This is a genomic window from Pseudomonas fungipugnans (genome assembly GCF_029955235.1).
Lineage (GTDB): Bacteria > Pseudomonadota > Gammaproteobacteria > Pseudomonadales > Pseudomonadaceae > Aquipseudomonas > Aquipseudomonas fungipugnans.
Map to the genome: position 1 here is coordinate 956,690 of NZ_JARBWL010000001.1, position 25,877 is coordinate 982,566.

Genomic DNA, 25,877 nt, shown 5'->3' on the forward strand with positions numbered 1-25,877 from the left:
CCACATCAGTTTTGTGTTGATTCGGTTTTGTCGTGATTAACTTCAGCCGCCGTATCGATACTCACCACCACCGACATCCCCGGCCGCAGCCGGTCCGTCTCGTCCTGATCCGCATCCACGGTGATGCGCACCGGCACCCGCTGGGCGATCTTGACGAAGTTGCCGGTGGCGTTGTCCGCCTGCAACAGGCTGAACTCGGAACCGGTGGCCGGTGAAATACGCTGCACCTGGCCTTTGAACTTACGGTGGTCCAGGGCATCGACAGTGAAGCTCGCCGGCTGCCCTACCCTGATGTTGTCCATCTGGGTTTCCTTCATGTTGGCAATGACCCACAACTGCTTCGGCACGAGCGCCATCAACTGCGCACCCGAGTTCACGTAAGCGCCCAGGCGCACGCCAATCTGCCCGAGCTGACCGTCCCGGGGCGCCAGGATACGGGTGTTGGACAGGTCGATCCGCGCCAGTTCTACAGCGGCTTCGGCACTGGCCACCGCCGCTTCCAGCGAGCCGCGATTGACGATCACCGTTTGCAGGTCCTGACGGGCGATGTCGAGGTTGGCCTGGGCTTGCGCCACGGCGGCCACGGTTTGCGCGTTGGCGGCCAGGGTCACGTCCAGTTCCCGTCTGGACACCGAGCCGTCGCTGATCAGCTCGTTGTTACGGCGCAAATCCGCTTCACTTTTGCGCACCTGAGCCTGGGTGTCGGCCACGGCGGCCTGCCGCAACTTGATGGTCGCCTCGGCGCTGTTGCGCTGCTGCACCACGTTGGCCAGCGCAGCTTTCTGCACCGCCAGTTGCGCCTGTGCCTGATCGAGGTGCTGTTTGTAGATTCGGTCATCGAGGCGCACCAGCAGGTCGCCGGCCTTGACGAACTGGAAGTCCTGCACCGGCACCTCGAACACGTAACCGCTCAATTGCGGGCCGATGATCGTCACCTGACCGCGCACCAGCGCGTTCTCGGTGGTTTCCACCGCACTGCTGAACGGCGGCAGCTGCCAGGCGTACAACACGATCAGCACGCCGACGAGGGCAATCGCCGCAAAGCCCATCGAAGAAATCACCCGTACCCGCAATGAACGCGGTTCGGTGGCAGGCGAAGAAGGCGGCGCGACGCCTTCCGGGGTGGCGGCGATGGCGTTGGTGGTCGTGGTCGTCGGTTCAGTCATGAAGAAGTGGCACCGCTGGATGGGACGGAAGGGGTGGCTGGCGCCGGGCTGACGGCTTGGGTGGTGCTCATCAGCCACAGGGCGCGAATGGAAATCCAGATCATGGTCAGTACCGCGATCAGCGCGATCAGCATGAACACATCGTTGTAGGCCAGCACATTGGCCTCGCGGGTGGCCGCCGTGGCCAGCGTTCGGATGCCTTGCAGGTTGCGCAGGCTGGGGTCGGCAATCAACGAGCCGACCGCGTTGCCGCCGCTCTGCACCCGCGCCGCCACCCGTGGATCGAGCAGCGTCAGGTGTTCGACGATATTACTGGAATGAAATTTCTCCCGGACAATCTGGAACGTACCCAGCAATGCCGCGCCGATCAGGCCGCCGAGGTTCTGGCAGATCCCGAACAGCACGGAAAAACTCACCAGGTTGCGCGGATTGGTCAGTACGTTGCGGGTGCCGAGGACCATGGTCGGCCCGAGGAAGAACGTACCGCCGAAGGCCAGCAGAAACTGGCTGAAGTACATGTTTGCCGGACGCGTCAGGTTGTTCGAATAACTGTCGATCACCGAGCCGACCGCCATCAGCGCCAGCGACACGATCAGCGGCATGAACAGGTGTTTGGGGTCGATGGTCAGGGCACTGGTGGCCAGTCCGGCGACGGCACCGATGAGCATCACCACATACAGGCTGTGCAGTTGCTGGCTGCTCATGTTCAGCGCCTGCATGAAACCGACCGCGCCGGTGGATTGCTCCGAGGTGACCATGCGGATCAGGATGACCGCCAGGGCCAGACGAATCATCACCCCGCTGCCCAGCCAGCGCGTCATGAGCATCGGGTTGCTGCGGTTATGTTCGATGGCCAGCCCGGTGAGGATCAGCACGATGGAGGCCGCCGAGGCGATGCCAATCCACGGTGCCTCCAGCCACCAGTCGATGCGCCCCAGCGACAGCACGGCGCACAACAAGGCGACGCCGGTGGCGAGGATGGCGAAGGTCAGGAAGTCAAGTTTTTCGAAGGTCTTGAAGCGGTCTCCCGGCGGCAGCTTGAGCAGGAAAACACAGCCCAGAGTCAGCAGCGCCATGCCCAGCTCGAACAGGTACAGCCCGCGCCATTCGGCAATCTGCATCAGGTCTTCGGAAAACAGCCGGGCCAGCGGTAGCGCCAGTTGCGAGGCACCTAGCCCAAGCACCAGCGCTTTCATTCGCCATTTCGCCGGGAACGCCTGGATCATGTAATACAGGCCCAACGAACTGAGCGCCGCGCCGACCATGCCGTGGGCTGCGCGCACGGCAATCGCCGAACTCAGGTCGTTGACGAACAAGTGACCGAAGGTCACCAGCGCGTACAGCACCAGGAACACCTCGGTAAACGCCCGCAGGCCGAACTGCTGGCGAAATTTCACCAGCAGCAGGTTCATCGAGACGTTGGTCATCACATAGGCCGCGGGCAGCCACGCCATCTCGGCGGTGGTCGCACCCAAGGCGCCTTGCAGGTAAGGCAGGTTGGCGATCACCAGCGCGTTACCGAGGCCACCGGTCAAAGCCACCAGCAGACCCACCAGCGCATACGCCAACCGCTTGGGGTTGGAGTGCTCAGGCGTCGAGGGGGAACCGGGCAGGCTGGGCTTTTCGTGGGGCTGCCAGTTGCGCGGGGCGTATTGATCCAATTCAAGGGCCTTGTTCTGGGGACAGCGTCAGTTTGCCGCAAAATCATGGAAGACGCTCGCTCACCCGTTGATCGTTGCCAGGCACAAATGTTCAAAACCCGGCGAAAATCCACTGTGGCAGCGGGCTTGCTCGCGAAGGGGCCGGCACATCCAACATCGATGTCGCCTGACAGATTGCTATCGCGAGCAAGCTCGCTCCCACATTTGATTTGGGTCGTACACAAAACTGCCGCCCGACAGCCAGCTCCTTGTGGGAGCGGGCTTGCTCGCGAAGGGGCCGCCACATCCAACATCGATGTCGCCTGACAGATTGCTATCGCGAGCAAGCTCGCTCCCGCATTTGATTTGGGTCATACACAAAACTGCCGCCCGACAGCCAGCTCCTTGTGGGAGCGAGCCTGCTCGCGAAGGGGCCGGCACATCCAGCATCGATATCGCCTGACAGATTGCTATCGCGAGCAAGCTCGCTCCCGCATTTGATTTGGGTCGTACACAAAACTGCCGCTCCCACAAGGGCTATGCAGTCTGGCAGGCAATATCGAGCGATCGCATTGACAATCCCCCTATCCCACAACAATACTCCGCCCAAGTCGTACGACAACTTACAACCATCCAATAACAACAACTGCGGTACTGAGACTTCCATGACCATCTCCTCACCTGCCCGAATTCCCTTCAATCGCCTGCTGCTGACCGGTGCCGCCGGCGGCCTTGGCAAGGTCCTGCGAGAGCGTCTGCGGACCTGCGCCAAGGTGATTCGCCTGTCGGACATCGCTGATATCACCCCGGCCATCGATGACCGTGAAGAAGTGGTGCTCTGCGATCTCGCCGACAAGAACGCCGTGCATCAATTGGTCGAAGGTGTGGACGCGATCGTGCATTTTGGCGGCGTGTCGACAGAGCGCTCCTTCGAAAAAATCCTCGGCGCCAACATCTGCGGCGTATTCCACATCTATGAGGCGGCACGTCGCCACGGCGTGAAACGGGTGATTTTTGCCAGTTCCAACCACGTTATCGGCTTCCACAAGCAGGACGAAACGCTCGACGCCCACTCCCCTCGCCGCCCAGACAGCTATTACGGCCTGTCCAAGTCCTACGGCGAAGACATGGCCACTTTCTACTTTGATCGCTACGGCATCGAAACCGTCAGCATCCGTATCGGTTCATCGTTCCCGGAACCGCAAAACCGCCGAATGATGAGCACCTGGCTGAGTTTCGGCGACCTTACCCAGTTGCTGGAGCGGGCGCTGTACACACCGGGTGTCGGTCACACCGTGGTGTACGGCGTGTCGGATAACCGCAACGTCTGGTGGGACAACCGTTTCGCCACTGCGCTGGGTTATGCCCCGCAAGACAGCTCCGAAGCGTTCCGCAAACAGGTTGATGCGCTACCGCTGCCTGCCACCGATGATCCCGTGCGCGTCTATCAGGGTGGCGCATTTTGCGTGGCTGGGCCGTTCGGCGACTGAAACGACACGTCTGGGAGTGGAGTGACCATGCAAGCTGAATTGATTGTCGATGCCCGCAACGCGGTCGGTGAAAGCCCAGTCTGGGTGCCCGAGGAAAATGCCCTGTACTGGGTCGATATCCCCGCCGCAAACCTGCACCGCTGGAGCGCCGACAGTGGCCAGATCGACACCTGGCACACCCCGCAAATGCTTGCGTGCATCGCCCGCAGCAGCGCCGGGAGCTGGATCGCCGGCATGGAAAGCGGCTTCTTCGAATTGCAGCCTCACGCCGATGGCCGCCTCGACTGGCAGCCGCTGGCCCACATCGATCACGCCCGTGCGGACATGCGCCTGAACGACGGTCGTTGTGATCGCCAGGGACGTTTCTGGGCCGGCAGCATGGTGCTGGACATGGGCGCCAATGCCAACGACGGTGCGCTCTATCGCTACAACGCGGGCCAAAGCGGACCACTCGAAGCGCGGTTGAACGGTTTCATCACCCCCAATGGCCTGGCATTCAGCCCGGACGGACGCACGATGTACCTCTCGGATTCGCACCCGCAAGTCCAGCAGATCTGGGCGTTCGACTACGACATCGACAGTGGCACGCCGAGTAATCGCCGGCTGTTTGTCAATATGAACCGCTTCCCTGGCCGCCCTGACGGGGCCGCTGTCGATGCCGACGGCGGCTACTGGATTTGCGCCAACGATGCCGGGCTGATTCACCGCTTCACCCCGGATGGTCGGCTGGACCGCTCCGTCGCCGTGCCGGTCAAAAAGCCAACCATGTGCGCGTTCGGTGGCAGCCAACTCGACACCCTGTTCGTCACCTCGATTCGCCCCGCCGACGACCACGACGAGCAGTCGCTGGCCGGTGGGGTGTTCGCCCTCGATCCCGGTGTCAAAGGTCTTGAGGAGCCGCAATTTGAACTTCCCGGATAAGCGTTGCTGCGGCATTGTTGCTCACAGAAACGTCCTTTACTGAGCCGGACCGGATCGCCATGACATTGCTGGTACTTGAAGACGATCTCACTCGCCTGACCCTCGCCCCCGAACTGGGCGCGAGCATCGTCAACTGGACCGTTCGCAGCAGCGGCCAGGCGCTGCTGCGTCACAGCGACAGCCATGCCTTGAACGCCGGCCTGCCGGGCAAGCTCGCCTGCTACCCATTGGCGCCGTGGTCAAACCGCATCGCCAGGGGCGGCTTCGATTGCCCGGACGGCTGGCTGGCACTGACCGCCAACAGCCTGACCGATCCCCTGCCCATTCACGGCAGCGCCTGGCAGCAACCGTGGCAGGTGGTTTCGCAGTCCGCTAACGATATCGTCCTGCAACTCGACAGTTCGACGCCTTTCGCTTATCGCGCCCGGCAACGGTTTCATCTGAGTGACGGCAAGTTGAGTATTGAACTGAAGGTCACCCATCTGGCCGAGCAGGCTGCGTGGCATGGCTTGGGGTTGCATCCTTATTTACCGCGAACGCGAGGCACACGCCTGCAGGCGCCGGCCCGGCAAGTCTGGTTGTGTGATAGCGCGAAACTGCCGACCCAGCTTGTCGAACTGCCTCAAGCGTGGGATTTTCGCCAGCTCAAGGCGTTGCCCGATACGCTGGTGGACAACGGTTTCTGCCAATGGGATGGCCGCTGCCTGATCCGGCAACCCGAGCTCGGCCATGAGCTGGAATGCCAGGCCACCGGCAGCGACTACTACCTGCTGTACTGCCCGGTGGGCATGGACTTTTTTTGTATCGAACCGGTGAGCCACCCGGTCAACGCGCATCACCTGCCCGGTCAACCGGGCCTGCGATTACTGGAGCAAGGCCAAGCTGCCGAGCTGGGTTTGAGCCTGCAATACCGGCCACTGTAGCTCCCAGGCACAGCGTTCAGGCACGAATCAGCATGTACACCGCAACAATCAGGCAGACACTGGCAAACCCTACCTGCAACGCCCGGGCCGGCACCCGTGCGCAGAGCTGACGGCCAATGACCATGCCGATGATGCTGGCGACGATAAAGGCCACGCCCTGGTCGTCGATCCTCACCCCGGCATGGAACGCACCGACCACACCTATGGCCGAGATCAAACTGATCACCATCAGCGACGTGGCGATGATCCCGCGCATTTGCACATCGGTCAGTTGCTTGAACGCCGGCACGATCAGGAAACCGCCGCCCACACCCAGCAACCCTGATACCACGCCCGTCACTGCACCTAACGCCGCCAGGGTCGCGGTGCATTTGGCGGTCCAGGAAAAACGCCCGGTCTGCTGATCGAGCATGCAGTTTTTCTGGCCCCAGTTGGCGTGGCCGTGGTCGCTTGGGCCTTCGTCCTGACGTTCGCGGCGCAGCATGCGCCAGGCCACCATGACCATCAGCAGGCTGAACAGGATCATCAGCACTTTTTCCGGCATCTGATGGGCAAAGTAGATGCCCACCGGTGAAAACACCGCACCGAGCAACGCAATCAGCAACGCCGCGCGGTAGCGCACCAGACCGTGACGCAAACCGTCGATGGCGCCGACCGCCGCTGCGCTGCCCACCGCGAACAACGCCACCGGCGCCGCCTGGGTCATGGTCCAGCCCAACCCCAACACCAGTGCTGGCACCGCAAGGATGCCGCCACCGGCGCCGGTCAAACCGAGCACCAGCCCCATGATCACGCCAAAAAAACTTGCCAGCAGCATAGGGTTCTCTCAATCGACCTTGGACAGGCGGGTCATCCACTCGCGGCCCTTGAGCATGCCGTTCCAGTAGAACCACGGCAGGAACGTCGCCTTGAGCCACCACGCCGAACGACGGGCCACGGTCGGGTCCATCGGGAAGGTCGGCAGCAACTTGCCGGCGTAACCGAATTCGGCAAGGATCACCCTGCCCTTCTCCACCGTCAGCGGGCAGGAGCCATAGCCGTCGTACTTGAGCGGCAACGGTTGCCGCCTGCGCTGTGCCAGCAGGTTTTGGGCCACCACCACAATCTGCTTGCGCACGGCCGCTGCGGTTTTTGCGTTGCTGGTGGAGCACACATCACCCAGCCCGAAGACCTCGGGATAACGCACGTGTTGCAGGCTGTGCATGTTCACCTCGCACCAGCCAGCAGCGTCGGCCAGGGGACTTTTACGGACGAAATCCGGCGCGACCTGTGGTGGCACGACGTGCAACAGATCAAAGGTTTTCGTTTGCTGGGTAATGTTGCCGTCAGCGTCAATGACATCGAACCAGGCGGTTTTTGACGGGCCATCAACCTTGACCAGATTGGAGGTGAAAGCCAATCGAGCATTGTACTTTTCGATGTACTTCATCAGTGGCGGCACGAAGGTCGCCACCCCGAACAACGCAGCGCCAGCCAGATTGAACTCGACGTCGATCTGGTTCAGGACCCCGGCTTTGCGCCAGTGATCACAAGACAGGTACAAGGCCTTTTGCGGTGCCCCGGCGCATTTGATCGGCATCGCCGGCTGAGTGAAGATCGCCTTGCCGCCGCGCAATCCCTTGACCAGTTCCCAAGTGTAAGCGGCGTGTTGGTAGCTGTAGTTGGAGGTCACCCCATTGTGGCCCAGGGTTTCCGGCAAGCCTTCGATTTTTTCCCAGGCCAGGCGCAAACCCGGGCAGACAATAAGGTTCTGATACGTGAGGTTGCGGCCATCATCAAGGGTCAGCTGCTTGTTGTCGGGGTCAATGACACTCACCGCCGCTTGCAGCCAGGTGGCCTGACGGGGCATCACCGAAGCCATCGGCCGCGCCGTATCTTCGACGCTGTACGCGCCGCCGCCGACCAGGGTCCAGGCCGGCTGATAGTAGTGCTGGTTGCTGGGTTCGATGACGGTGATCTGTAACGACGGATCGCGTTTGAGCAGGCTCGCGACGAAGCCGATGCCTGCGGTGCCGCCGCCTATCACCACGATGTCGGCACTGATGGTTGAGCCCCAGTGTTGATCGTTCATAGGTTGTTCCCTTTTTATTGCTGCACGCATGTGGCAAGGGAGCTTGCTCGCACTGGGTCGCAAAGCGGCCCCGATTCACGCAGAGCGGCTGCGCAGCTCAACGGGAGCAAGCTCCCTCGCCACAAGTACGGTGTTTATTTTTAATTGAAAGGCATTCGATTCAGCCCCAGCTCTTGAGCACCGCTCCGCAATACAGGCCGGACAGCGTCTTCATCACCTGGATGACTTCGTGACTGGCCAGGCCATAGAAAATGTATTTGCCTTCGCGGCGTGTGCCGACCAGGCCTTCATCGCGCAGGATGCCCAGCTGTTGGGACAGCGTGGGCTGGCGCACGCCGGTCATTTTTTCCAACTCGCCGACGTTGCGTTCGCCCTGGGTCAACTGGCAGAGAATCAGCAGGCGATCCTCATTGGCCAGGGCCTTGAGCAACGAACAGGCCTTGGAGGCCGAAGCCCGTAACTGGGCGACTTCACATTCGGTCAGACTGGATTGCATTTGCACGATGCCTTGGACGTCACTTAAGCTGCGGACATTATGTGTAAACATAAAGTGTTGCAACAGGTTAATGTCTTTCCGCCCTTTTCACAGGTTCGTGCCCATGCCCGCGTTGATTGAAGCCTTCCTCGACCCCGCCTCTTCGACCTACAGCTACGTGGTTTACCAAGCCTGCGGCGGGCCGTGCGCCATCGTCGACCCAGTGCTGGATTACGACGCAGCCGCCGGGCGCACTGCGACGGTGCAGGCTGACCGGCTGATTGCCTTTGTCCGCGAGCACGGGCTGCAAGTGCAATGGTTGCTGGAGACCCACGCCCACGCCGATCACCTGTCCGCCGCGCCGTACCTGCGCCGTGAACTGGGCGGCAAGATCGCCATCGGCCGGTCGATCAGCAAGGTTCAGGGCGTGTTCAAGACCCTGTTCAATCTCGAACCGGAATTCTGCGTCGACGGTTCGCAGTTCGATCACCTGTTCGCACCAAACGAGTCGTTCATGATCGGCAATCTCAAGGCCACGGCCCTGCACGTGCCCGGCCACACCCCGGCGGACATGGCCTATCTGATCGGCAACGACATCATTCTGGTGGGCGATACGCTGTTCATGCCGGACGTGGGCACGGCGCGTTGCGACTTTCCGGGTGGCAACGCCAATCAGCTGTATGCCTCGATCCACACGTTGCTGGCGTTCCCGGCCAGCGTGCGGCTGTACGTTTGCCACGACTACCCGCCCGAAGGCCGTGAGCCGCACTGCATGACCACCGTGGGTGAGCAGCGCAAAAGCAATATTCACGTACACGATGGCGTCGATGAAGCCACGTTCGTCGAGATGCGCACCCGGCGCGACGCCGGGCTGGGCATGCCAAATCTGTTGTTGCCGGCGATTCAGGTGAATGTGCGGGCGGGGAATATGCCGCCGGCCGACGACAATGGCGTCACGTACCTGAAGATCCCGCTCAATCAGCTCTAAGGGCGAGCAGCTCAATCAAAGTGAGATTTTTTCTGCTGCGCCAGGCCCGACCAAAGCTCATCGACGCCCTTGAGCCCCCAAGCATCGGCGGTCTCGCGGCCCGCGATCTTGTCGTCCATGCCCGCATCCGCCAGGTTGACGATCGTCTGAATGATCGGCAGGCGTGAACGTGCGGAGAAAAACACCTTCACCACTGGCGTCAACAGGGACTTTTCGTGTTGCTCGACCACCACGCCAATGCGCCCGCTCTGTAGGCGAACCAGCGTGCCCACCGGGTAGATGCCGACACACCTGACGAACGCCTGAAACACCCGTTCATCAAAGTGTCCTTTCCACTCAGCCATTCTCTGAATCGCCTCCGCCGGGCCCCAGGCCTTCTTGTAAGGTCGATCGGAGGTCACTGCATCGTACACATCACAGACCGCGCTCATCTGGGCGAACAGACTGATCTGGTCCTGCACCAGATGATGGGGGTACCCGCTGCCGTCACATTTCTCGTGGTGGTGCAGACACACGTCGAGCACCAGCGCACTGACATGCCGGCTGCCGATCAACATCTTGCCGCCCTCCTCCGGATGGCTGCGCACGATGTCGAACTCCTCATCGCTGAGTGCTCCCGCCTTGTTCAGAATCTGCTCGGAAATGGCCATCTTGCCAACATCATGAAACAGTCCGGCCATGCCAGCTTCGTGGACCATGTCCGGAGAAAAATCGAGCTGATGGGCGAGCGATATCATCAGGCCGCAGACCGCCACCGAGTGCATGTAGGTGTATTCGTCGGCCTTTTTCAGGCGGGCCAGGCTGATCAGGGCATTGGGGTGACGCAAGACCGACGCGCAAATCTCATCCACCAATGAGACGACCTGGGTGAGTTCCACCGCTCGCCCCATGCGCAAATCGCTGAACATCTCGATCACCGCGGCTTTGGAGCGGGCACAGAGCTTGAGGGCCCGAGTCATCTCCACCTTCATCTCCGTACGCGGCGACCGGCTAGAACGCACTGGAAGGGCTGGACTCACACGCGCGGCATCGGGCCGGGGCGCCGCCAGCTGCACATCAAGACCTTTCTCGGTATCGATCCAGATAGCGCTCAGCGTGGAACCGCGCAGTTGTTGCAGGTCCTCCTGTCGCTCCAGCTTGAAACTGCTTCTCCAGAACCCGTGACTTATCCACGAACCGTCAAGCTTGTGGATGTACATGCCCAACCTGATGTCGGGTGGCGGAATTCGTTTCAACATAAGCGCGTATCCCCCAAATGGAAGGATAAAACTACTGTCTGCGCAGCCCCCAGAAATCAGCGGCGCAGAGTGCAGCAGGTGTCACAAGTCCTTTTACGCACCTTGGCCACCATAGCGCCATCCGCCAGGGTTCAGTCAAGGCTTGCTTAACATCAATCCGTCTCGGGGCAACGGCAGTGCGGTTTTATAACGCACCTGCTTGAGCGCAAAGCTTGAGCGTATGTTGGCTACGCCGGGGACTTTGGTCAGGAAATCCATCATGAAACGCTCCAGCGACTGAATGGTCGGCACCAGCACCCGGATCAGATAATCCGGATCGCCGGCCATCAGATAGCACTCCATCACCTCCGGGCGATCGGAAATCGCCTCCTCGAAATGCGCCAGCGCCTCCTCAACCTGTTTCTCCAGGCTGACGTGAATGAACACGTTGACGTGCAACCCCAGCAGGTCGGCGTCGAGCAGCGTTACCTGCTCACGAATCAGCCCCAGTTCTTCCATCGCCTTGACCCGGTTGAAACACGGCGTGGGCGACAGGTTCACCGAGCGTGCGAGGTCGGCGTTGGTGATGCGGGCGTTCTCCTGGAGGCTATTGAGAATGCCGATATCGGTACGGTCCAATTTGCGCATGAGACAAAACCACCTGTTATTTTTGTTTATGCAGAATTTCTATCCTCAAATGATCGCCAACGCAACGAAACAGAGAGAAATATTCTCCTGCGCCGGGCCTATGATGTTTGTAGGACAAGATTTCCATCACCCATGGAATGACGGTCAGCTCACTACAAGAAATTCACAAGATCGAGCGTAGAAGCCATGAACCAAGCGTACGAACCGCTGCGCCTGCACGTTCCCGAACCCTCGGGCCGCCCAGGCTGCAAAACCGACTTCTCCTACCTGCGTCTGACCGATGCCGGCACGGTGCGCAAACCCGCCATCGACGTTGAACCCGCCGACACCGCCGACCTGGCCAAAGGCCTGATCCGCGTACTCGACGACCAGGGTAATGCCCTTGGCCCATGGGCCGAAGGCGTACCGGTCGAGATCCTGCGCAAAGGCATGCGCGCCATGCTCAAGACGCGGATCTTCGACAACCGCATGGTGGTTGCCCAGCGTCAGAAAAAAATGTCGTTCTACATGCAAAGCCTTGGCGAAGAAGCCATCGGCAGCGCCCAGGCCCTGGCCTTGAACATCGACGACATGTGTTTCCCGACCTACCGCCAGCAAAGCATCCTCATGGCCCGCGAAGTGCCACTGGTGGGCCTGATCTGCCAACTGCTATCCAACGAGCGCGATCCGCTCAAGGGCCGTCAGTTGCCAATCATGTACTCGGTCAAGGACTCCGGTTTCTTCACCATTTCCGGCAACCTCGCCACCCAGTTCGTGCAGGGCGTGGGCTGGGGCATGGCCTCGGCGATCAAGGGCGACACCAAAATCGCCTCGGCCTGGATCGGCGACGGCGCCACCGCTGAATCCGACTTCCACACCGCCCTCACCTTCGCCCACGTCTACCGGGCGCCAGTGATCCTCAACGTGGTCAACAACCAGTGGGCGATCTCGACCTTCCAGGCGATTGCCGGCGGTGAAGCCACCACTTTCGCCGGTCGTGGCGTTGGCTGCGGCATCGCCTCACTGCGGGTCGATGGCAACGATTTCGTCGCGGTCTATGCCGCTTCCGCCTGGGCCGCCGAACGCGCCCGCCGTAACCTCGGCCCGACCATGATCGAGTGGGTCACCTACCGCGCCGGTCCGCACTCGACGTCCGACGATCCGTCCAAATACCGTCCTGCCGACGACTGGAGCCACTTCCCGCTGGGCGATCCCATTGCGCGTCTGAAGCAGCACCTGGTGAAAATCGGCCAGTGGTCCGAAGAGGAACACACCGCCGTCAGCGCCGAACTTGAAGCCGAAGTCATTGCCGCGCAGAAAGAAGCCGAGCAGTACGGCACCCTCGCCGGCGGCCAGATTCCAAGCGCCGCGACCATGTTCGAAGACGTCTACAAAGAGATGCCGGAGCACTTGAAGCGCCAGCGTCAGCAGTTGGGGATCTGACATGAACGATCACAACAACAATATCCAGCTGGAAACCGCCATGACCACCACCACCATGACCATGATCCAGGCGCTGCGCTCGGCCATGGACGTGATGCTTGAGCGCGACGACAACGTCGTGGTCTTTGGCCAGGACGTGGGCTACTTCGGCGGTGTGTTCCGTTGCACCGAAGGCCTGCAGACCAAATACGGCACCTCCCGTGTATTCGATGCGCCGATTTCCGAAAGCGGCATCGTCGGGGTGGCCGTCGGCATGGGTGCCTACGGACTGCGGCCAGTGGCCGAAATCCAGTTCGCCGACTACGTCTACCCGGCGTCGGACCAGATCATTTCCGAAGCGGCGCGCTTGCGTTATCGCTCGGCCGGCGAGTTCACCGCCCCAATGACCCTGCGCATGCCTTGCGGCGGCGGCATCTATGGAGGCCAGACCCACAGCCAGAGCATTGAAGCGATGTTCACTCAGGTCTGCGGCCTGCGCACCGTGATGCCGTCCAACCCGTACGACGCCAAGGGCCTGCTGATCGCCTCCATCGAAAACGATGACCCGGTGATTTTCCTGGAGCCGAAACGCCTGTACAACGGCCCGTTCGACGGCCACCACGACCGCCCGGTAACCCCGTGGTCGAAGCACCCTGCGGCACAAGTGCCAGATGGCTATTACACGGTGCCGCTGGACGTCGCCGCGATTACCCGTCCGGGCAAGGCCGTGACCATTCTCACTTACGGCACCACGGTTTACGTGTCGCAAGTGGCCGCCGAAGAAACCGGCATTGACGCTGAAGTCATCGACCTGCGCAGCCTGTGGCCGCTGGACCTTGAGACCATCGTCAACTCGGTGAAGAAAACCGGCCGCTGCGTGATCGTTCACGAAGCCACCCGCACCTGCGGTTTCGGCGCCGAACTGGCGGCGCTGGTGCAAGAACACTGCTTCCACTACCTCGAAGCGCCCATCGAACGCGTTACCGGTTGGGACACCCCCTACCCACACGCGCAAGAGTGGGCGTACTTCCCTGGCCCGTCCCGAGTGGGCGCGGCTTTGCATCGGGTTATGGAGGTCTGAATGGGCACGCACGTTATCAAGATGCCGGACATTGGCGAAGGCATCGCGGAAGTTGAATTGTCGGTGTGGCACGTCAAGGTCGGCGATATGGTCGTCGAGGACCAGGTGCTGGCCGATGTCATGACCGACAAGGCGATGGTCGATATTCCATCGCCGGTGCATGGCAAAGTTATCTCCCTTGGCGGTGTGCCAGGGGAAGTGATGGCCGTTGGCAGCATTCTGATCAGCATCGAAGTCGAAGGCGCGGGCAACTTCAAGGAGTCAGCGCAGCCTGCGGTGGCTGTTAAAGAGACTCCGGTTGTCGCCCCTCAGGCCGCCGCCGTGGCTGAGAACAAACCGCTTGCCGCACCGCGTCCGGCACCGACCTGTCAGGGGCCGATGGTGGCTCGCGAAGCCGATGAGCGTCCGCTGGCGTCCCCGGCCGTGCGCAAGCATGCGCTGGATCTGGGCATTCAATTGCGTCTGGTGCGCGGTTCCGGCCCGGCCGGTCGCGTCTTGCACGAAGACCTCGACGCCTATCTGGCTCAAGGTCAGTCGAATGCCTCGACGTCCGTTGGCGCCGCTTACGCCCAGCGTAACGATGAAGAGCAGATCCCGGTCATTGGCATGCGCCGCAAGATCGCCCAACGCATGCAGGACGCCACCCAACGCGCCGCCCACTTCAGCTACGTCGAAGAGATCGACGTGACTGCCGTGGAAGAACTGCGCGCGCACCTGAACGAAAAACACGGCGCCACGCGCGGCAAGCTGACCTTGCTGCCGTTCCTGGTCCGTGCGTTGGTCGTCGCCCTGCGCGACTTCCCCCAGATCAATGCCCGTTACGACGACGAAGCCCAGGTCATCACTCGCCTCGGCGCCGTGCATGTCGGTGTTGCCACTCAGGCCGACATCGGTTTGATGGTGCCGGTGGTGCGTCACGCCGAAGCCCGCAGCCTGTGGGACAGCGCCGCGGAAATCTCGCGCCTGGCCACGGCTGCGCGCAACGGCAAGGCCAGCCGCGACGAGTTGTCCGGTTCAAGTATCACCCTGACCAGCCTTGGCGCCCTGGGCGGCATCGTCAGCACGCCGGTACTGAACCTGCCGGAAGTGGCAATCGTCGGCGTCAACAAGATCGTCGAACGGCCGATGGTGGTCAAAGGCCAGATCGTGATCCGCAAGATGATGAACCTCTCCAGCTCCTTCGATCACCGGGTGGTCGATGGCATGGACGCGGCGCAATTCATCCAGGCCGTCCGTGGCTTGCTCGAACAACCCGCCACGCTGTTTGTGGAATAAGTATTTGTGGAGCAAGGCATGCAAACTCTGAACACCACGCTACTGATCATCGGCGGCGGCCCTGGCGGTTATGTGACGGCGATCCGTGCCGGTCAGCTGGGTATTTCGACCATCCTGGTCGAAGGCGAATCGTTGGGCGGTACCTGCCTGAACATTGGCTGCATTCCGTCCAAGGCGCTGATCCATGTGGCCGAGCAGTTTCATCAAACCCGCCACCACAGCCAGCATTCGGCGCTGGGCATCAGCGTCTCGGCGCCCACGCTGGACATCGGCAAAAGCGTTGAATGGAAGGACGGCATCGTTGATCGCCTGACCACTGGCGTGTCGGCGCTGCTGAAAAAACACAAGATCCAGGTGATTCAAGGCTGGGCGAACGTCATCGACGGCAAGACCGTCGACGTGGGCGATACGCGCATCCAGTGCGAGCACCTGGTGCTGGCTACCGGTTCCAAAAGCGTGAACCTGCCGATGCTGCCAATCGGCGGGCCGATCATTTCCTCGACCGAAGCGCTGACGCCCAAGTCCGTGCCCAAACGACTGATCGTGGTCGGTGGCGGTTACATCGGCCTGGAGCTGGGCATTGCCTACCGCAAGCTCGGCGCCGAGGTCAGCGTGGTCGAGGCGCAGGACCGCATCCTGCCGGCCTACGATGCTGAACTGACGCAGCCGGTGCACGACGAACTGAAAAAGCTGGGCGTTAAGCTTTACTTGAAGCATAGCGTTCAAGGCTTTGATTCTATTGCTAATACCTTGCAGGTTCTCGCGCCAGACGGCGACGTTCTGAACCTGGAAACCGATCAGGTGCTGGTGGCTGTCGGGCGTAAGCCGAACACTCAAGGCTGGAACCTCGAAGCGCTGAACCTGGCGATGAATGGCCCGGCGATCAAGATCGACAATCGTTGCCAGACCAGCATGCGCAACGTGTATGCCATCGGCGACCTGAGTGGCGAACCGATGCTCGCGCACCGGGCCATGGCCCAGGGCGAGATGGTTGCCGAACTGATCAGCGGCAAAAGCCGTGAGTTCAACCCTACTGCTATCGCCGCCGTGTGCTTCACCGACCCGGAACTGGTGGTGGTCGGCAAGACGCCGGACGAAGCCAAGGCTGCCGGGCTGGACTGTATCGTTTCCAGCTTCCCGTTTGCCGCCAATGGCCGGGCGATGACGCTGGAGTCCAAAAGCGGCTTCGTGCGGGTGGTAGCCCGTCGGGACAATCATCTGATTGTGGGCTGGCAGGCGGTGGGGGTAGGCGTTTCGGAATTGTCGACGGCGTTCGGCCAGAGCCTGGAAATGGGCGCACGACTGGAAGACATCGCCGGCACCATCCATGCGCATCCGACATTGGGCGAGGCGGTGCAGGAAGCGGCGCTGCGTGCGTTGGGGCATGCGTTGCACCTGTAAAGATCAAAAGATCGCAGCCTGCGACAGCTCCCACAGGGGCAGCGTCGTACACGACATCCGTGTACGGCATAGATCCAATGTGGGAGCTGGCTTGCCTGCGATGGCGATTTCACAGTCACCACCGAGGTTGACTGAAACACCGTTATCGCGAGCAAGCCCGGCTCCCACAGGGCTCAAGAATGAAGTATTGTTGTCCCCATCCAGAAAAACGTCAGAAGCCTTGAATCGTTCAGGCGATTGTTAAGTGATAGAGGGTGTCATGGGTAACGAAAGCATCAATTGGGACAAGCTGGGCTTTGACTACATCAAGACAGACAAGCGTTTCCTGTCGTACTGGCGTAATGGTGCCTGGGACGAAGGCACCCTGACCGAAGACAACGTGCTGCACATCAGCGAAGGCTCCACTGCCCTTCACTATGGCCAGCAGTGCTTCGAAGGCATGAAGGCCTATCGTTGCAAGGACGGCTCGATCAACCTGTTCCGTCCGGACCAGAACGCCCTGCGTATGCAACGCAGCTGCTCGCGCCTGCTGATGCCGTTCGTCGAAACCGAACAGTTCATCGAAGCCTGCAAGGCCGTGGTCCGCGCCAACGAGCGTTTCATCCCGCCTTACGGCACCGGTGGCGCGCTGTACTTGCGTCCGTTCGTGATCGGCGTGGGTGACAACATCGGCGTGCGTACCGCCCCCGAGTTCATCTTCTCGATTTTCGCCATCCCGGTCGGTGCCTACTTCAAGGGCGGCCTGACCCCGCACAACTTCCTGATCTCCAGCTACGACCGCGCCGCCCCACAAGGCACCGGTGCGGCCAAGGTCGGTGGCAACTACGCCGCCAGCCTGATGCCCGGCTCCCAGGCCAAGAAAGCGAATTTCGCCGACTGCATCTACCTGGACCCAATGACTCACTCGAAAATCGAAGAAGTCGGCTCTGCCAACTTCTTCGGGATCACCCACGACAACAAGTTCATCACCCCACGCTCGCCGTCGGTACTGCCGGGCATCACCCGCCTGTCGCTGATTGAGCTGGCGCAATCGCGCCTGGGTCTGGAAGTGATTGAAGGCGACGTGTTCATCGACAAGCTGTCGGACTTCAAGGAAGCCGGTGCCTGTGGCACCGCGGCCGTGATCACCCCGATTGGCGGCATCAGCTACAACGACAAACTGCACGTGTTCCACAGCGAAACCGAAGTCGGCCCGGTCACCCAGAAGCTCTACAAAGAGCTGACCGGTGTGCAAACCGGCGACATCGAAGCGCCAGCAGGCTGGATCGTCAAGGTTTGACCTGACAACCGCCTGAATAAAAAGCCCGACCATCTCCTTGATGGCCGGGCTTTTTTACGGCTGCTGATTGCGTTCGGCGTCCCCCACGGCAATGCGTTTACCGCCCCTGCCCTTGATGCCACTGGCCTGGCCGTCCTGCTGCTTGCCGGTGCGCGCCTGAGTGATCAACCCCGGAATCAGCGCGCCTTCAGGCAAGTTTTTCCAGAACCGAGCCGGCAAATGCCCTTGCATGACTTTCGGGTTCAAGCGCGCCGGATTGAAGGTATGGCTGTAATAGGTCAACCACATGTCGCCGTGCGGGTCGTCGACGTTCTGCGCCAGTTGCTGCCATTCAACCGGACACTGGCGCTGGTGGATCAACTGTTCGCCATCGTAATAAACCCCGTCGCGGGGCGTGGCGATCAACCAGCGATGGCGCCCCATGCGCCGGACGAAATGCTCGCTGGCACTGTGCAGAATGTCGTGGGCCGGTTCGTGCCAGGCCACATACTGCGGGCCCTCGGCACTTTGTGGCCGCTCGACGAATCGCACAAACGCGTGCAAATGATGAGATTCACGCTGGACCTGCTTGATACGCCGCTGCAACTCGCTGCCGAGCTTGTCACCCGCCAGCATCGCCGTGCGGTCGCCGTGACTGACCCGCCACAGCACTTCATACAACAGGCTCCAGCGTTGATCGCCACGATAGCGGGCAGCGTTTTCCAGAATGCCCAGCAACGCCACCGGAATACGCGCCTGAAAAGGACCGGGTACAGCGGGCGGCGCATCGTCACTGGCAAACAGGTCCGCGACGCCTTCGCTGGCCCAGCTCACCAGGCTCGGATCGACCTCATGGCTCAGCAGCCAGCGCGCCTGCTGGCGCCAGGTGTCGAACAGGTCGTCGCAATCGAGATTGATCATCCCCACAAGCCCATTTGCTGCGGCTGCGGCCGGTCGCGCAATTGCTGATAGAGCAAATGGCTGGTGACTTCCGCCTGCTGTGGGTGGTAGTCACTGGTAATGAAGAACGGCTTGGCCTTGGCCAGCACGCAGCGCATGCGGGCCAGGTCTTCATAACGAATGCGCCGCTGACGGCGCAGCTCCACCAGCCGCTCGGTAGTGCGCAGGCCGATCCCGGGAATACGGGCGATCAACGAGGCCTCGGCGCGATTGAGATCCAGCGGGAAGACCTCACGATTCTCCAGTGCCCAAGCCAGTTTCGGGTCGATGTCCAACGCCAGATGCCCCGGCCCCTTGAACAGCTCGCCTGCGGTATAGCCATAACTGCGCAATAGAAAATCGGCTTGGTACAGGCGGTGCTCGCGCATCAGCGGTGGTGCAGCCAGGGGCACGCTTTTCGGGCTGTTGGGGATCGGGCTGAATGCCGAGTAATAGACCCGCCGCAGACGGAAGTTGCCGTACAGCGCCTGGGCACTGTGGAGGATGGTGCTGTCGTCGGTATCATCGGCGCCGACGATCATCTGGGTGCTCTGCCCGGCCGGGGCGAACTTCGGCGACCGGGGCTCGTTCAACACGGTCTGTTCGCCGGTGTAGATGGTCTGCATCGCCTGCTTGATCGAGCCCAGCTGTTTTTCCGGGGCCAGGGTTTGCAGACTGGCATCGGTGGGCAACTCGATATTGACGCTCAGGCGATCGGCATAACGCCCTGCTTCCTCGATCAGGGCCGGATCCGCTTCGGGAATGGTTTTGAGGTGGATGTAGCCGCGAAACTCATGGTCCTCGCGCAGCAGTCTGGCCACGCGAATCAGTTGTTCCATGGTGTAGTCCGCCGAGCGGATGATCCCGGAGCTGAGAAACAGCCCGCTGACGCAATTACGCCGGTAGAAATCCATGGTCAGGGTCACCACTTCTTCCGGCGTGAAACGGGCTCGCGGCACATCGCTGGAACGGCGGTTGACGCAGTACTGGCAGTCGTACAGACAGAAGTTGGTCAGCAGGATCTTCAGCAGCGACACGCAACGCCCGTCAGGCGTGTAGCTGTGACAAATGCCCATGCCATCGGTCGAGCCCAACCCGCTCTTGCCCTCGGAGCTGCGCTTGGGCGCGCCGCTGCTGGCGCAGGACGCGTCGTACTTGGCGGCGTCGGCGAGGATGCTGAGCTTGTCGATGAGTTCCATGGGCTATGCCTGATACTGTTTGCATATACAGTATAGCGTCAGCGACCGGGACACAAGCCATCAGCAGGCCCTTCGTCGGCCCGGATCAAATCAGCGCCTTGCACTAGACTTGGCGCGTGCAATCGACCAACAGGTACAAAAAAACATGAGCAGACTCTGGCGAAAGTATCTGGCCTTGCTGGACACCGACTTCACCACGCAGGTGTTCGACAACATCAAGAATCTGCTCGTATGCGCGTTGCTGTTCGCCGCCGGCACCAACGCCCTGCACAGCGAACATCACCTGTACATGGGCGTGATGGGCTCCAACGTGGCGGGTTGGGTACTGATTGCCGTGTCGACGGTGTTGCTGTTGCTCAATGTCAGTGACGGGATGCGCCGGTTATCGCGATTGCGCTATCACACGGCGTTGCAGGTCATCCTGTTTCTGATGTACTTGATCCTGGCGGAACGGGTTGTGGAAATTGTCTGGGATTTGCGCGTTTGACACCCACAAGCCCATCCCCGCGCTTGCGGTGGACAGGCCCCTTGATGCCTTAACCTGTTGCTCAGCCCAGGCGCGCCCGGGGTCGCAGGAAAAACTGATGGTTGAGCGCCAGCGTCGCCAGGATGCACATCAACAGAATCGGCATCCGCCACTCCCCCAGGAAAATCGTCTGCAACCCGAATGCGATCACCGGGATCAGCGAATTGATTTGGGTGAAGCGCGTCACACCGACATGATGCAGGCACGTCTGCGACAGGAATGAAGGAATGATCATGTTGAAGAACACCAGAAACAGCAGTTCCGGTATCTGGTAAACCGGGACGATCAACCGGGCCAGTTCACCATTGGCCAGCAACCAGACAAAGGCGGCGACTGCCAGCAAATAGCAGCGCACGGCGACCACCGAGTTGGCCGAGAGCTGCGCGCGCGTCGCAAACCCGTGCGAAAGGACGAAATAGGCATACACCGAGATGCCGGCCAGCACGGCAGCAATCAGCGCGGCGATACTGGCTTGGGTCAGGACGAATGCAATGTAGATGGCCAGCACGCACACCAGTGCCTTCCAGACATCTCGTGCCCTGAGGCTCGCGCAACAGGCGGACGTCAGGAAAAACACCGAGATATAGAATTCGGCCGTGGAATGGGTGGCGCTGTAATAGGAAAAAATCCAGTTCAAGATGAACGCGACGGACATCCCAAGCCAGTGGCGCCAATGGTCCACTACCGCCAGGTGTAGGGTTTTGAAGCGCGCAGCTTCCACTACATTGAATGCGATGCTCGAACCGACGGCCATGTAGAACAGCGCCACGGTCATGGGAATACCGGCACCGACATGGCTGAGGAAAACGATGGCAATGGCCGTCAACACGGCGTAGACGATGTTGAGGGCATAGCCCTTGGCCATCGAAAGATCGAGGTGACTGATCTCGGTATTCAATAGGTTTGTCTCATATGATCCTTCATACAGGCGATTGCCCGGTCGATGTCCGCAAGACTGAACCAGCCCATGTGAGCAATGCGTAACACCCTGTCCTGCCAGTGACCGGCAGCCGGTGTGGCAAACAGATTGTAGTTCTGTTCCAGCGCTCTTTGTAATGTTTGGGCACTGATAGACTCGGGCAGACTGATCGCAGTGACACCGGGAGACTGGAACGGGGCCATGGCGAAACTGCCAAGTCCAAGCTCCGCCAGTGCGCCCTGGCAGATGGCGCGGGCTTGAACGTGACGTTCGTAGACCGTGTCCAGCCCTTCGGCGAACAGCAATTGCAAGCTGGCCTGCAAGCCGCGAAAGCAGCTGATCGAGGGAGTCGAGGGGGTTTGCTGCATTCGCCCACTGGCCAGCGCCCGCTGAAAATCGAAGTACAGACCGACACGAGCACCGCGTGCCCGCTCCTGCGCCCGATCGTTGGCAATCACGATGGCCAGCCCGGGCGGCGCCATCAAACCTTTCTGCGGCACCGTGATCAATACGTCCACCCCCCAGCGATCCATGTGGATCGGCGTGGTCCCGGCGCTGCTGACCGCATCGCATAATAGCAGCGCCTGCGAATGGGCCTTGATGATCCGCACCAGGTCTTCGAGGGGATTGAGTACGCCGGTCGAGCTTTCATTGTGAGTGATCAGCACCGCATCGAAATCCTGGCGCTGTAGCAACTGCGTCAGTGCTTGCGGATCGGTCGACTGCCCCGGCTCACTGTGCAGGCGAATCAGTTGTTCAGGTGCCTGCAACCAGCGCTCGGTAATCTGCGCAAACAACTCGCCATAGAAACCGGTGTGCAACGACAACACCTTGTCACCTGGGCGCAGCACATTCTGAACGGCTGCCTCCAACCCGCCGGTGCCCGAACACGTCAGGAAGATGGTCGGGTGACGTGTGCCGAGCAACGCCCGGACATCCCGGTCGACGCTGGCATACAGGTCTTTGAATTCGTCACTGCGATGGCTGACCATCTGTTGGCTCATGGCTTCAAGCACTGCGGGTGCCAGGGGGGTCGGGCCGGTGATGCGCAGATTGATTTCATGCATGAGTGGCAGGCTCGCTCGCGGTGGATATCGTTGCTGCGTGTCGCAGGGCTGATGCCAGGCGATCGATATCGCCGCTGTCCAGTTCACCGATACAGCCGATGCGCAAGGAGCTGGCCATCGAGTAGGTGGCGGGATAGATAATCAACCGGTCGCATTCAAGGTGTCGGTACAACTGATCGAACGTCAGGGCAAAATTGTCGGGAAGCAGAAACGTGGTGATCATCGGCGCCCGGAAACGTGCATCGAGCAACGGCACGATGCCCTGCTCGGCCAACTGTCGGACCAGCCGCTGATTGAGCCGGCGATATTTTTCCAGACGCCGCTCGGCCTTGCCCTCCTGCGCCCATTCATTCAGCGCCTGATCGAGTGCCAGCAGCACATGGGTCGGTGGCGTGAAGCGCCACTGATGAGCATTTTCCAGTTTGCGCCACTGCGCATGCAGGTCCAGGCTCAAACTGCGCCGCACGGTGGCGTGCAACGCCGTTGTTCTGGCAATGACAAACGCAATGCCCGGTACCGAGTGCAGGCATTTGTTGGCCGACAGTGCGACGGCCGTGATCGCTGGCGAATCGAACGGGATGGGCAGCGCGCCGAAGGTGCTGATCGCGTCGAGCAACAGGCTTACCGAGCGCTGCTCACACACTTTGAGCAGTTGCGCCAGGTCATTGAGGACCCCCAGGCCGGTCTCGAAATGCACCAGCGCCAGGTGGGTGATCTGCGGGTTCTGCTGTACAAAAACGTCGACCCGCTCAGGATCGATCGCCTCCTCGGTATTGCACTGCAGTGCCACATGATTGAGGCCATGGATCTCACAGATTTCCAGCATCCGCTTGCTGTACTCGCCGTTGACCAGCACCGCCACGCAATAGTCGGCCGCTGGCAGGCAACTGGTCAGCATGGCTTCGACAGCGAACGTGCCGCTGCCCTGCACCGGAATCGCTGCAAAGGCTTCGCCAACGTCGTAAGCCTTCAGCAGCTTCGAACAGACCCGCGAGATCAGCTCGGCCGAGGCCTTTGTCCTGGACCCGATGTCGTCCAGCATGGCCTTTTTCACCGTGGCCGAGGTGTTCAGGGGGCCAGGTGTGAAAAGCACCTGGGCATCTGTGTTGCGCATGATCAGCTCTCCGGATAGACCAACAGGCACAGGACGATTCAACGATGCCGGGTGGGTGTCGATATGTGAAAGATCGGGTTGCCTGGGTCATTTCGTTTCGACGCGTAATAGCTGTCGTACAAATCCTTATGGGCCGTACCGGCGGCAAAAGTGAAGAACAGCATGCGGCGATCGAACGCCGAATCATTACGTGCCGAACGATGGGGCACATAAGAATCGAACAGGATCACGTCACCGGCCTGGGCCGTGATCGGTTGCCACTCGAACTTGGCACTGATAGCCGCCTCGATATCACCGTTGTGCGTACCGCCGCGGTGGTAATTGAACAGCGGCCTTGGTCCCATCGGGGTCGCCAGGATCTGCTCGACGTCCTCGGCATCGTGCTCACTCAAGTACCTCGGCGCGACCTCCAGGCAACCGTTTTGCAGCGTGGCGGGGTCCAGCGCGATGGCCGCGGTAATGTGGTAATGCGTGTCGAAATGACGATAGGCGGCGATGTCTTGATGAACACCGAAGGCGCCACCGCCCGGATGTTTGAAGTTGCATTTGTCCTTGAACAGGTGAAACGGCTCCTGGGCGATATCGCTGATGAGCCGCTGCAACCGGTTGCTCAGATGGTCCTGAATGTAAGGGGTGCTGCCGGCCAGCCATTCGATCCGGCACACCTCCATTGGATTGCTCGATTCGCCGACCACCACGGGCGCACGTTCATCGCGCTCCCTGGCGGTGGCCATGTCCGGGTCCTGGCTACGACGGGCCAGCACCTCTCGTCCCGTGACGAGCAACTGCCTGCAGGTGTCGTCAAGACGCTGCAACTCGTCGGCCGTCAGGCCCTGGCGCAAGACGCTAAAGCCTTGTTGCTTGAGATCGATATACGAAGACATGGCATGTTCCCGGCTAGTCAAGGGTCGCGATCAGACACCCAGCGGTGTTGAGCTCAGGCGTTCGAGTGCGCTATTGAAAACGCTGTCGGCAGTACACAACACCATGCGCACACTGCTGTCGCCCTCCTTGCCATAGACACAACCAGGCACCACGGCCACTTTGCGCTCATTGAGCAGAAAGGCGGCCACCGCCTCGCCTTCGGTGCCGGCCGCTGCCTTGTAGCTCGCCGGCAGTGAGCGGTAGAGGCCGCTGATGTTCGGGAACAGGAACATGGCGCCGTGAGGCTCGCGATTCCAGGTAAAACCGAACTCGGACGTCAGCGTGGCGCGGCTGATCTCCGCACGCGAAGCGACCATCTGCGAAGAGGATGTCAGCCATGCGTCTCGGGCAGGATGACGCAACAGCGTTTCGGCGATGGCCTGGTACTGGATGTTCACGCCCAGGTACATGTAGTCGTGAATTTTCTTCGCCAGCTCGATCACGGCCTTGGGGGCCACCATCCAGCCGATGCGCAGCCCGGGCAAACCGAACTTCTTCGAGAAACTGTTGATGGTGATGGTGTTGTCCCGCAGGCCTTCGATACCGAACGCCGGGGTATGCGAACGCCCGGAGGTCATGGTGTCGTACACCTCGTCATGAATGATCCAGGTGTTGTTGCGATTGGAGAACTGCGCCAGGGACTTCCAGTCCTCGGCACTCAGCACATAACCGCTCGGGTTTTCCGGGGAGTTGATGATGAAGGCCTTGGCCTTGTCGATCGATTGGGTAGCCAGCAGATTGGCCACTTCGTTGCCCCCGGCGGCACGGGACACCTGAGCGACCTGGCGGCTGAGCAGTTGAATCGTTCTGGAATAAAGCATGTAAGAAGGGTCGGCCAACGCAATGGCATCGCCCTCGCCTGTCACGGCCAGCATTGCCAGGGTGATCGCTTCCACGCCGCCATGGGTGATCATGATTTCAGTGTGCGGATCGACCTCCAGGGCGTAACGCTGGCGGTACCAGTCCGAGACAGCCTGACGCAGCCCCAGAGAGCCCTGCGAACCTTCGTAACGCTTGGCGCTGTCGAGAAAGGTTTCGTAACTGAGATTGCGGTGTTTGATGTCATCGATCGCGTAGTCCGGCGGACCAAAGACCGGTTCGCCAAAGCTCAGGTCGGCGATTGAAGGATCTTCCTTGGCCTTGTTCGAAATGGCTTTGGAGGCGTAGATGCCCATTGCCTGGACAATGGAATTGACCGGCATGGCTTTGGATGAACTCGACATAGTTGAATGCT

General features: G+C 60.7%; 24 protein-coding genes. 10 read left to right on the forward strand and 14 right to left on the reverse strand.

Features of this window, described 5'->3' with window-relative positions:
* Positions 1–5 precede the first annotated feature (5 nt).
* A complete protein-coding gene (locus POF45_RS03840; protein ID WP_259494582.1) occupies positions 6–1,166 on the reverse strand; it encodes an HlyD family secretion protein in 1,161 nt (386 codons plus the stop codon).
* On the reverse strand, positions 1,163–2,827 hold the full coding sequence (locus POF45_RS03845; protein ID WP_282315115.1) for an MFS transporter: 1,665 nt from the start codon (positions 2,825–2,827) through the stop codon (positions 1,163–1,165). Before POF45_RS03845 ends, POF45_RS03840 begins: the two co-directional genes overlap by 4 nt.
* A 644-nt stretch (positions 2,828–3,471) precedes the next feature.
* Between POF45_RS03845 and POF45_RS03850 the strand changes: the two genes are divergently transcribed.
* The 3 genes from POF45_RS03850 to POF45_RS03860 are packed head-to-tail and all read left to right on the forward strand — an operon-like array spanning position 3,472 to position 6,140.
* On the forward strand, positions 3,472–4,296 hold the full coding sequence (locus POF45_RS03850; RefSeq protein ID WP_282315116.1) for an NAD-dependent epimerase/dehydratase family protein: 825 nt from the start codon (positions 3,472–3,474) through the stop codon (positions 4,294–4,296).
* Positions 4,297–4,323: 27 nt separating this feature from the next.
* A complete protein-coding gene (locus tag POF45_RS03855) occupies positions 4,324–5,217 on the forward strand; it encodes an SMP-30/gluconolactonase/LRE family protein (protein WP_282315117.1) in 894 nt (297 codons plus the stop codon).
* A gap of 59 nt (positions 5,218–5,276) precedes the next feature.
* A complete protein-coding gene (locus POF45_RS03860) occupies positions 5,277–6,140 on the forward strand; it encodes an aldose 1-epimerase (protein ID WP_431978586.1) in 864 nt (287 codons plus the stop codon).
* Positions 6,141–6,156: 16 nt separating this feature from the next.
* Here the strand turns inward: POF45_RS03860 and POF45_RS03865 are convergent, their stop codons facing one another.
* The 3 genes from POF45_RS03865 to POF45_RS03875 all read right to left on the reverse strand — a co-directional run bounded on the left by POF45_RS03865 (position 6,157) and on the right by POF45_RS03875 (position 8,707).
* A complete protein-coding gene (locus POF45_RS03865) occupies positions 6,157–6,957 on the reverse strand; it encodes a sulfite exporter TauE/SafE family protein (protein WP_259494588.1) in 801 nt (266 codons plus the stop codon).
* 9 nt (positions 6,958–6,966) lie between these two features.
* Entirely contained in the window at positions 6,967–8,211 is a 1,245-nt protein-coding gene (locus POF45_RS03870) for an NAD(P)/FAD-dependent oxidoreductase (RefSeq protein ID WP_259494589.1), read from the reverse strand.
* Between the two features lie 160 nt (positions 8,212–8,371).
* Complete coding sequence (locus POF45_RS03875) at positions 8,372–8,707, reverse strand: ArsR/SmtB family transcription factor (RefSeq protein WP_259494590.1); 336 nt, start codon at positions 8,705–8,707, stop codon at positions 8,372–8,374.
* A 103-nt stretch (positions 8,708–8,810) separates the two neighbouring features.
* Here POF45_RS03875 and POF45_RS03880 point away from each other — a divergent pair, with 103 nt between their 5' ends.
* Positions 8,811–9,674 (forward strand): MBL fold metallo-hydrolase, encoded by an 864-nt coding sequence (locus POF45_RS03880; protein ID WP_282315119.1) that lies wholly within the window; start codon positions 8,811–8,813, stop codon positions 9,672–9,674.
* Between the two features lie 11 nt (positions 9,675–9,685).
* Here POF45_RS03880 and POF45_RS03885 read toward each other — a convergent pair whose 3' ends face one another.
* Both POF45_RS03885 and bkdR read right to left on the reverse strand, forming a co-directional pair.
* Positions 9,686–10,912 (reverse strand): HD-GYP domain-containing protein, encoded by a 1,227-nt coding sequence (locus POF45_RS03885; protein ID WP_259503199.1) that lies wholly within the window; start codon positions 10,910–10,912, stop codon positions 9,686–9,688.
* Positions 10,913–11,047: 135 nt separating this feature from the next.
* Positions 11,048–11,539, reverse strand: coding sequence for a Bkd operon transcriptional regulator BkdR (gene bkdR, locus POF45_RS03890; RefSeq protein ID WP_259494593.1), 492 nt, complete (start codon positions 11,537–11,539; stop codon positions 11,048–11,050).
* A 186-nt stretch (positions 11,540–11,725) separates the two neighbouring features.
* Here bkdR and POF45_RS03895 point away from each other — a divergent pair, with 186 nt between their 5' ends.
* The 5 genes from POF45_RS03895 (at position 11,726) to POF45_RS03915 (ending at position 17,976) form a co-directional block, all read left to right on the forward strand.
* Complete coding sequence (locus tag POF45_RS03895) at positions 11,726–12,961, forward strand: 3-methyl-2-oxobutanoate dehydrogenase (2-methylpropanoyl-transferring) subunit alpha (RefSeq protein ID WP_259494594.1); 1,236 nt, start codon at positions 11,726–11,728, stop codon at positions 12,959–12,961.
* A 1-nt stretch (position 12,962) separates the two neighbouring features.
* Positions 12,963–14,021, forward strand: coding sequence for an alpha-ketoacid dehydrogenase subunit beta (locus POF45_RS03900; protein WP_259494595.1), 1,059 nt, complete (start codon positions 12,963–12,965; stop codon positions 14,019–14,021).
* A complete protein-coding gene (locus tag POF45_RS03905; protein WP_282315120.1) occupies positions 14,022–15,296 on the forward strand; it encodes a dihydrolipoamide acetyltransferase family protein in 1,275 nt (424 codons plus the stop codon).
* An 18-nt stretch (positions 15,297–15,314) separates the two neighbouring features.
* On the forward strand, positions 15,315–16,697 hold the full coding sequence (gene lpdA / locus POF45_RS03910; protein ID WP_282315121.1) for a dihydrolipoyl dehydrogenase: 1,383 nt from the start codon (positions 15,315–15,317) through the stop codon (positions 16,695–16,697).
* A 259-nt stretch (positions 16,698–16,956) separates the two neighbouring features.
* Positions 16,957–17,976, forward strand: coding sequence for a branched-chain amino acid aminotransferase (locus tag POF45_RS03915; protein WP_259494601.1), 1,020 nt, complete (start codon positions 16,957–16,959; stop codon positions 17,974–17,976).
* 54 nt (positions 17,977–18,030) lie between these two features.
* Here POF45_RS03915 and POF45_RS03920 read toward each other — a convergent pair whose 3' ends face one another.
* Both POF45_RS03920 and POF45_RS03925 read right to left on the reverse strand, forming a co-directional pair.
* Positions 18,031–18,876, reverse strand: coding sequence for a TIGR03915 family putative DNA repair protein (locus POF45_RS03920; protein WP_282315122.1), 846 nt, complete (start codon positions 18,874–18,876; stop codon positions 18,031–18,033).
* A complete protein-coding gene (locus POF45_RS03925; RefSeq protein ID WP_259494603.1) occupies positions 18,873–20,093 on the reverse strand; it encodes a putative DNA modification/repair radical SAM protein in 1,221 nt (406 codons plus the stop codon). Before POF45_RS03925 ends, POF45_RS03920 begins: the two co-directional genes overlap by 4 nt.
* A 145-nt stretch (positions 20,094–20,238) precedes the next feature.
* On the opposite strand from POF45_RS03925, the gene POF45_RS03930 reads away from it, so the two are divergent.
* Positions 20,239–20,580: a hypothetical protein gene (locus tag POF45_RS03930; RefSeq protein WP_282315123.1), complete on the forward strand. Its 342-nt coding sequence runs from the start codon at positions 20,239–20,241 to the stop codon at positions 20,578–20,580.
* A gap of 61 nt (positions 20,581–20,641) precedes the next feature.
* On the opposite strand, the gene POF45_RS03935 is transcribed toward POF45_RS03930, so the two are convergent.
* The 5 genes from POF45_RS03935 to POF45_RS03955 are packed head-to-tail and all read right to left on the reverse strand — an operon-like array spanning position 20,642 to position 25,866.
* Positions 20,642–21,517, reverse strand: a complete 876-nt coding sequence (locus POF45_RS03935; RefSeq protein WP_259494606.1) for an EamA family transporter — start codon at positions 21,515–21,517, stop codon at positions 20,642–20,644.
* Positions 21,514–22,605 (reverse strand): pyridoxal-phosphate-dependent aminotransferase family protein, encoded by a 1,092-nt coding sequence (locus POF45_RS03940; RefSeq protein ID WP_282315124.1) that lies wholly within the window; start codon positions 22,603–22,605, stop codon positions 21,514–21,516. Before POF45_RS03940 ends, POF45_RS03935 begins: the two co-directional genes overlap by 4 nt.
* On the reverse strand, positions 22,598–23,719 hold the full coding sequence (locus POF45_RS03945) for a 2-aminoethylphosphonate aminotransferase (protein ID WP_259494609.1): 1,122 nt from the start codon (positions 23,717–23,719) through the stop codon (positions 22,598–22,600). The genes POF45_RS03940 and POF45_RS03945 overlap by 8 nt, the downstream gene beginning before the upstream one ends.
* Positions 23,720–23,757: 38 nt before the next feature.
* The gene (locus POF45_RS03950) at positions 23,758–24,603 is read right to left on the reverse strand and encodes a phytanoyl-CoA dioxygenase family protein (RefSeq protein ID WP_259494611.1); all 846 of its coding nucleotides are present in this window, start codon (positions 24,601–24,603) and stop codon (positions 23,758–23,760) included.
* A gap of 30 nt (positions 24,604–24,633) precedes the next feature.
* Positions 24,634–25,866 (reverse strand): pyridoxal phosphate-dependent aminotransferase, encoded by a 1,233-nt coding sequence (locus POF45_RS03955; RefSeq protein WP_282315126.1) that lies wholly within the window; start codon positions 25,864–25,866, stop codon positions 24,634–24,636.
* Positions 25,867–25,877 lie beyond the last annotated feature (11 nt).

Bases quoted from the DNA above. Each gene is read 5' to 3' on its own strand.
- POF45_RS03900 (WP_259494595.1), top strand. From the start codon at position 12,963: ATGAACGATCACAACAACAATATCCAGCTGGAAACCGCCATGACCACC.
- POF45_RS03940 (WP_282315124.1), bottom strand. From the start codon at position 22,605: ATGCATGAAATCAATCTGCGCATCACCGGCCCGACCCCCCTGGCACCC.
- POF45_RS03950 (WP_259494611.1), bottom strand. From the start codon at position 24,603: ATGTCTTCGTATATCGATCTCAAGCAACAAGGCTTTAGCGTCTTGCGC.
- POF45_RS03865 (WP_259494588.1), bottom strand. From the start codon at position 6,957: ATGCTGCTGGCAAGTTTTTTTGGCGTGATCATGGGGCTGGTGCTCGGT.
- POF45_RS03945 (WP_259494609.1), bottom strand. From the start codon at position 23,719: ATGCGCAACACAGATGCCCAGGTGCTTTTCACACCTGGCCCCCTGAAC.
- POF45_RS03885 (WP_259503199.1), bottom strand. From the start codon at position 10,912: ATGTTGAAACGAATTCCGCCACCCGACATCAGGTTGGGCATGTACATC.
- POF45_RS03915 (WP_259494601.1), top strand. From the start codon at position 16,957: ATGGGTAACGAAAGCATCAATTGGGACAAGCTGGGCTTTGACTACATC.
- bkdR (WP_259494593.1), bottom strand. From the start codon at position 11,539: ATGCGCAAATTGGACCGTACCGATATCGGCATTCTCAATAGCCTCCAG.
- POF45_RS03850 (WP_282315116.1), top strand. From the start codon at position 3,472: ATGACCATCTCCTCACCTGCCCGAATTCCCTTCAATCGCCTGCTGCTG.
- POF45_RS03895 (WP_259494594.1), top strand. From the start codon at position 11,726: ATGAACCAAGCGTACGAACCGCTGCGCCTGCACGTTCCCGAACCCTCG.
- POF45_RS03875 (WP_259494590.1), bottom strand. From the start codon at position 8,707: ATGCAATCCAGTCTGACCGAATGTGAAGTCGCCCAGTTACGGGCTTCG.
- POF45_RS03880 (WP_282315119.1), top strand. From the start codon at position 8,811: ATGCCCGCGTTGATTGAAGCCTTCCTCGACCCCGCCTCTTCGACCTAC.
- POF45_RS03905 (WP_282315120.1), top strand. From the start codon at position 14,022: ATGGGCACGCACGTTATCAAGATGCCGGACATTGGCGAAGGCATCGCG.
- POF45_RS03955 (WP_282315126.1), bottom strand. From the start codon at position 25,866: ATGTCGAGTTCATCCAAAGCCATGCCGGTCAATTCCATTGTCCAGGCA.
- POF45_RS03870 (WP_259494589.1), bottom strand. From the start codon at position 8,211: ATGAACGATCAACACTGGGGCTCAACCATCAGTGCCGACATCGTGGTG.
- POF45_RS03920 (WP_282315122.1), bottom strand. From the start codon at position 18,876: ATGATCAATCTCGATTGCGACGACCTGTTCGACACCTGGCGCCAGCAG.
- POF45_RS03855 (WP_282315117.1), top strand. From the start codon at position 4,324: ATGCAAGCTGAATTGATTGTCGATGCCCGCAACGCGGTCGGTGAAAGC.
- POF45_RS03840 (WP_259494582.1), bottom strand. From the start codon at position 1,166: ATGACTGAACCGACGACCACGACCACCAACGCCATCGCCGCCACCCCG.
- lpdA (WP_282315121.1), top strand. From the start codon at position 15,315: ATGCAAACTCTGAACACCACGCTACTGATCATCGGCGGCGGCCCTGGC.
- POF45_RS03930 (WP_282315123.1), top strand. From the start codon at position 20,239: ATGAGCAGACTCTGGCGAAAGTATCTGGCCTTGCTGGACACCGACTTC.
- POF45_RS03860 (WP_431978586.1), top strand. From the start codon at position 5,277: ATGACATTGCTGGTACTTGAAGACGATCTCACTCGCCTGACCCTCGCC.
- POF45_RS03925 (WP_259494603.1), bottom strand. From the start codon at position 20,093: ATGGAACTCATCGACAAGCTCAGCATCCTCGCCGACGCCGCCAAGTAC.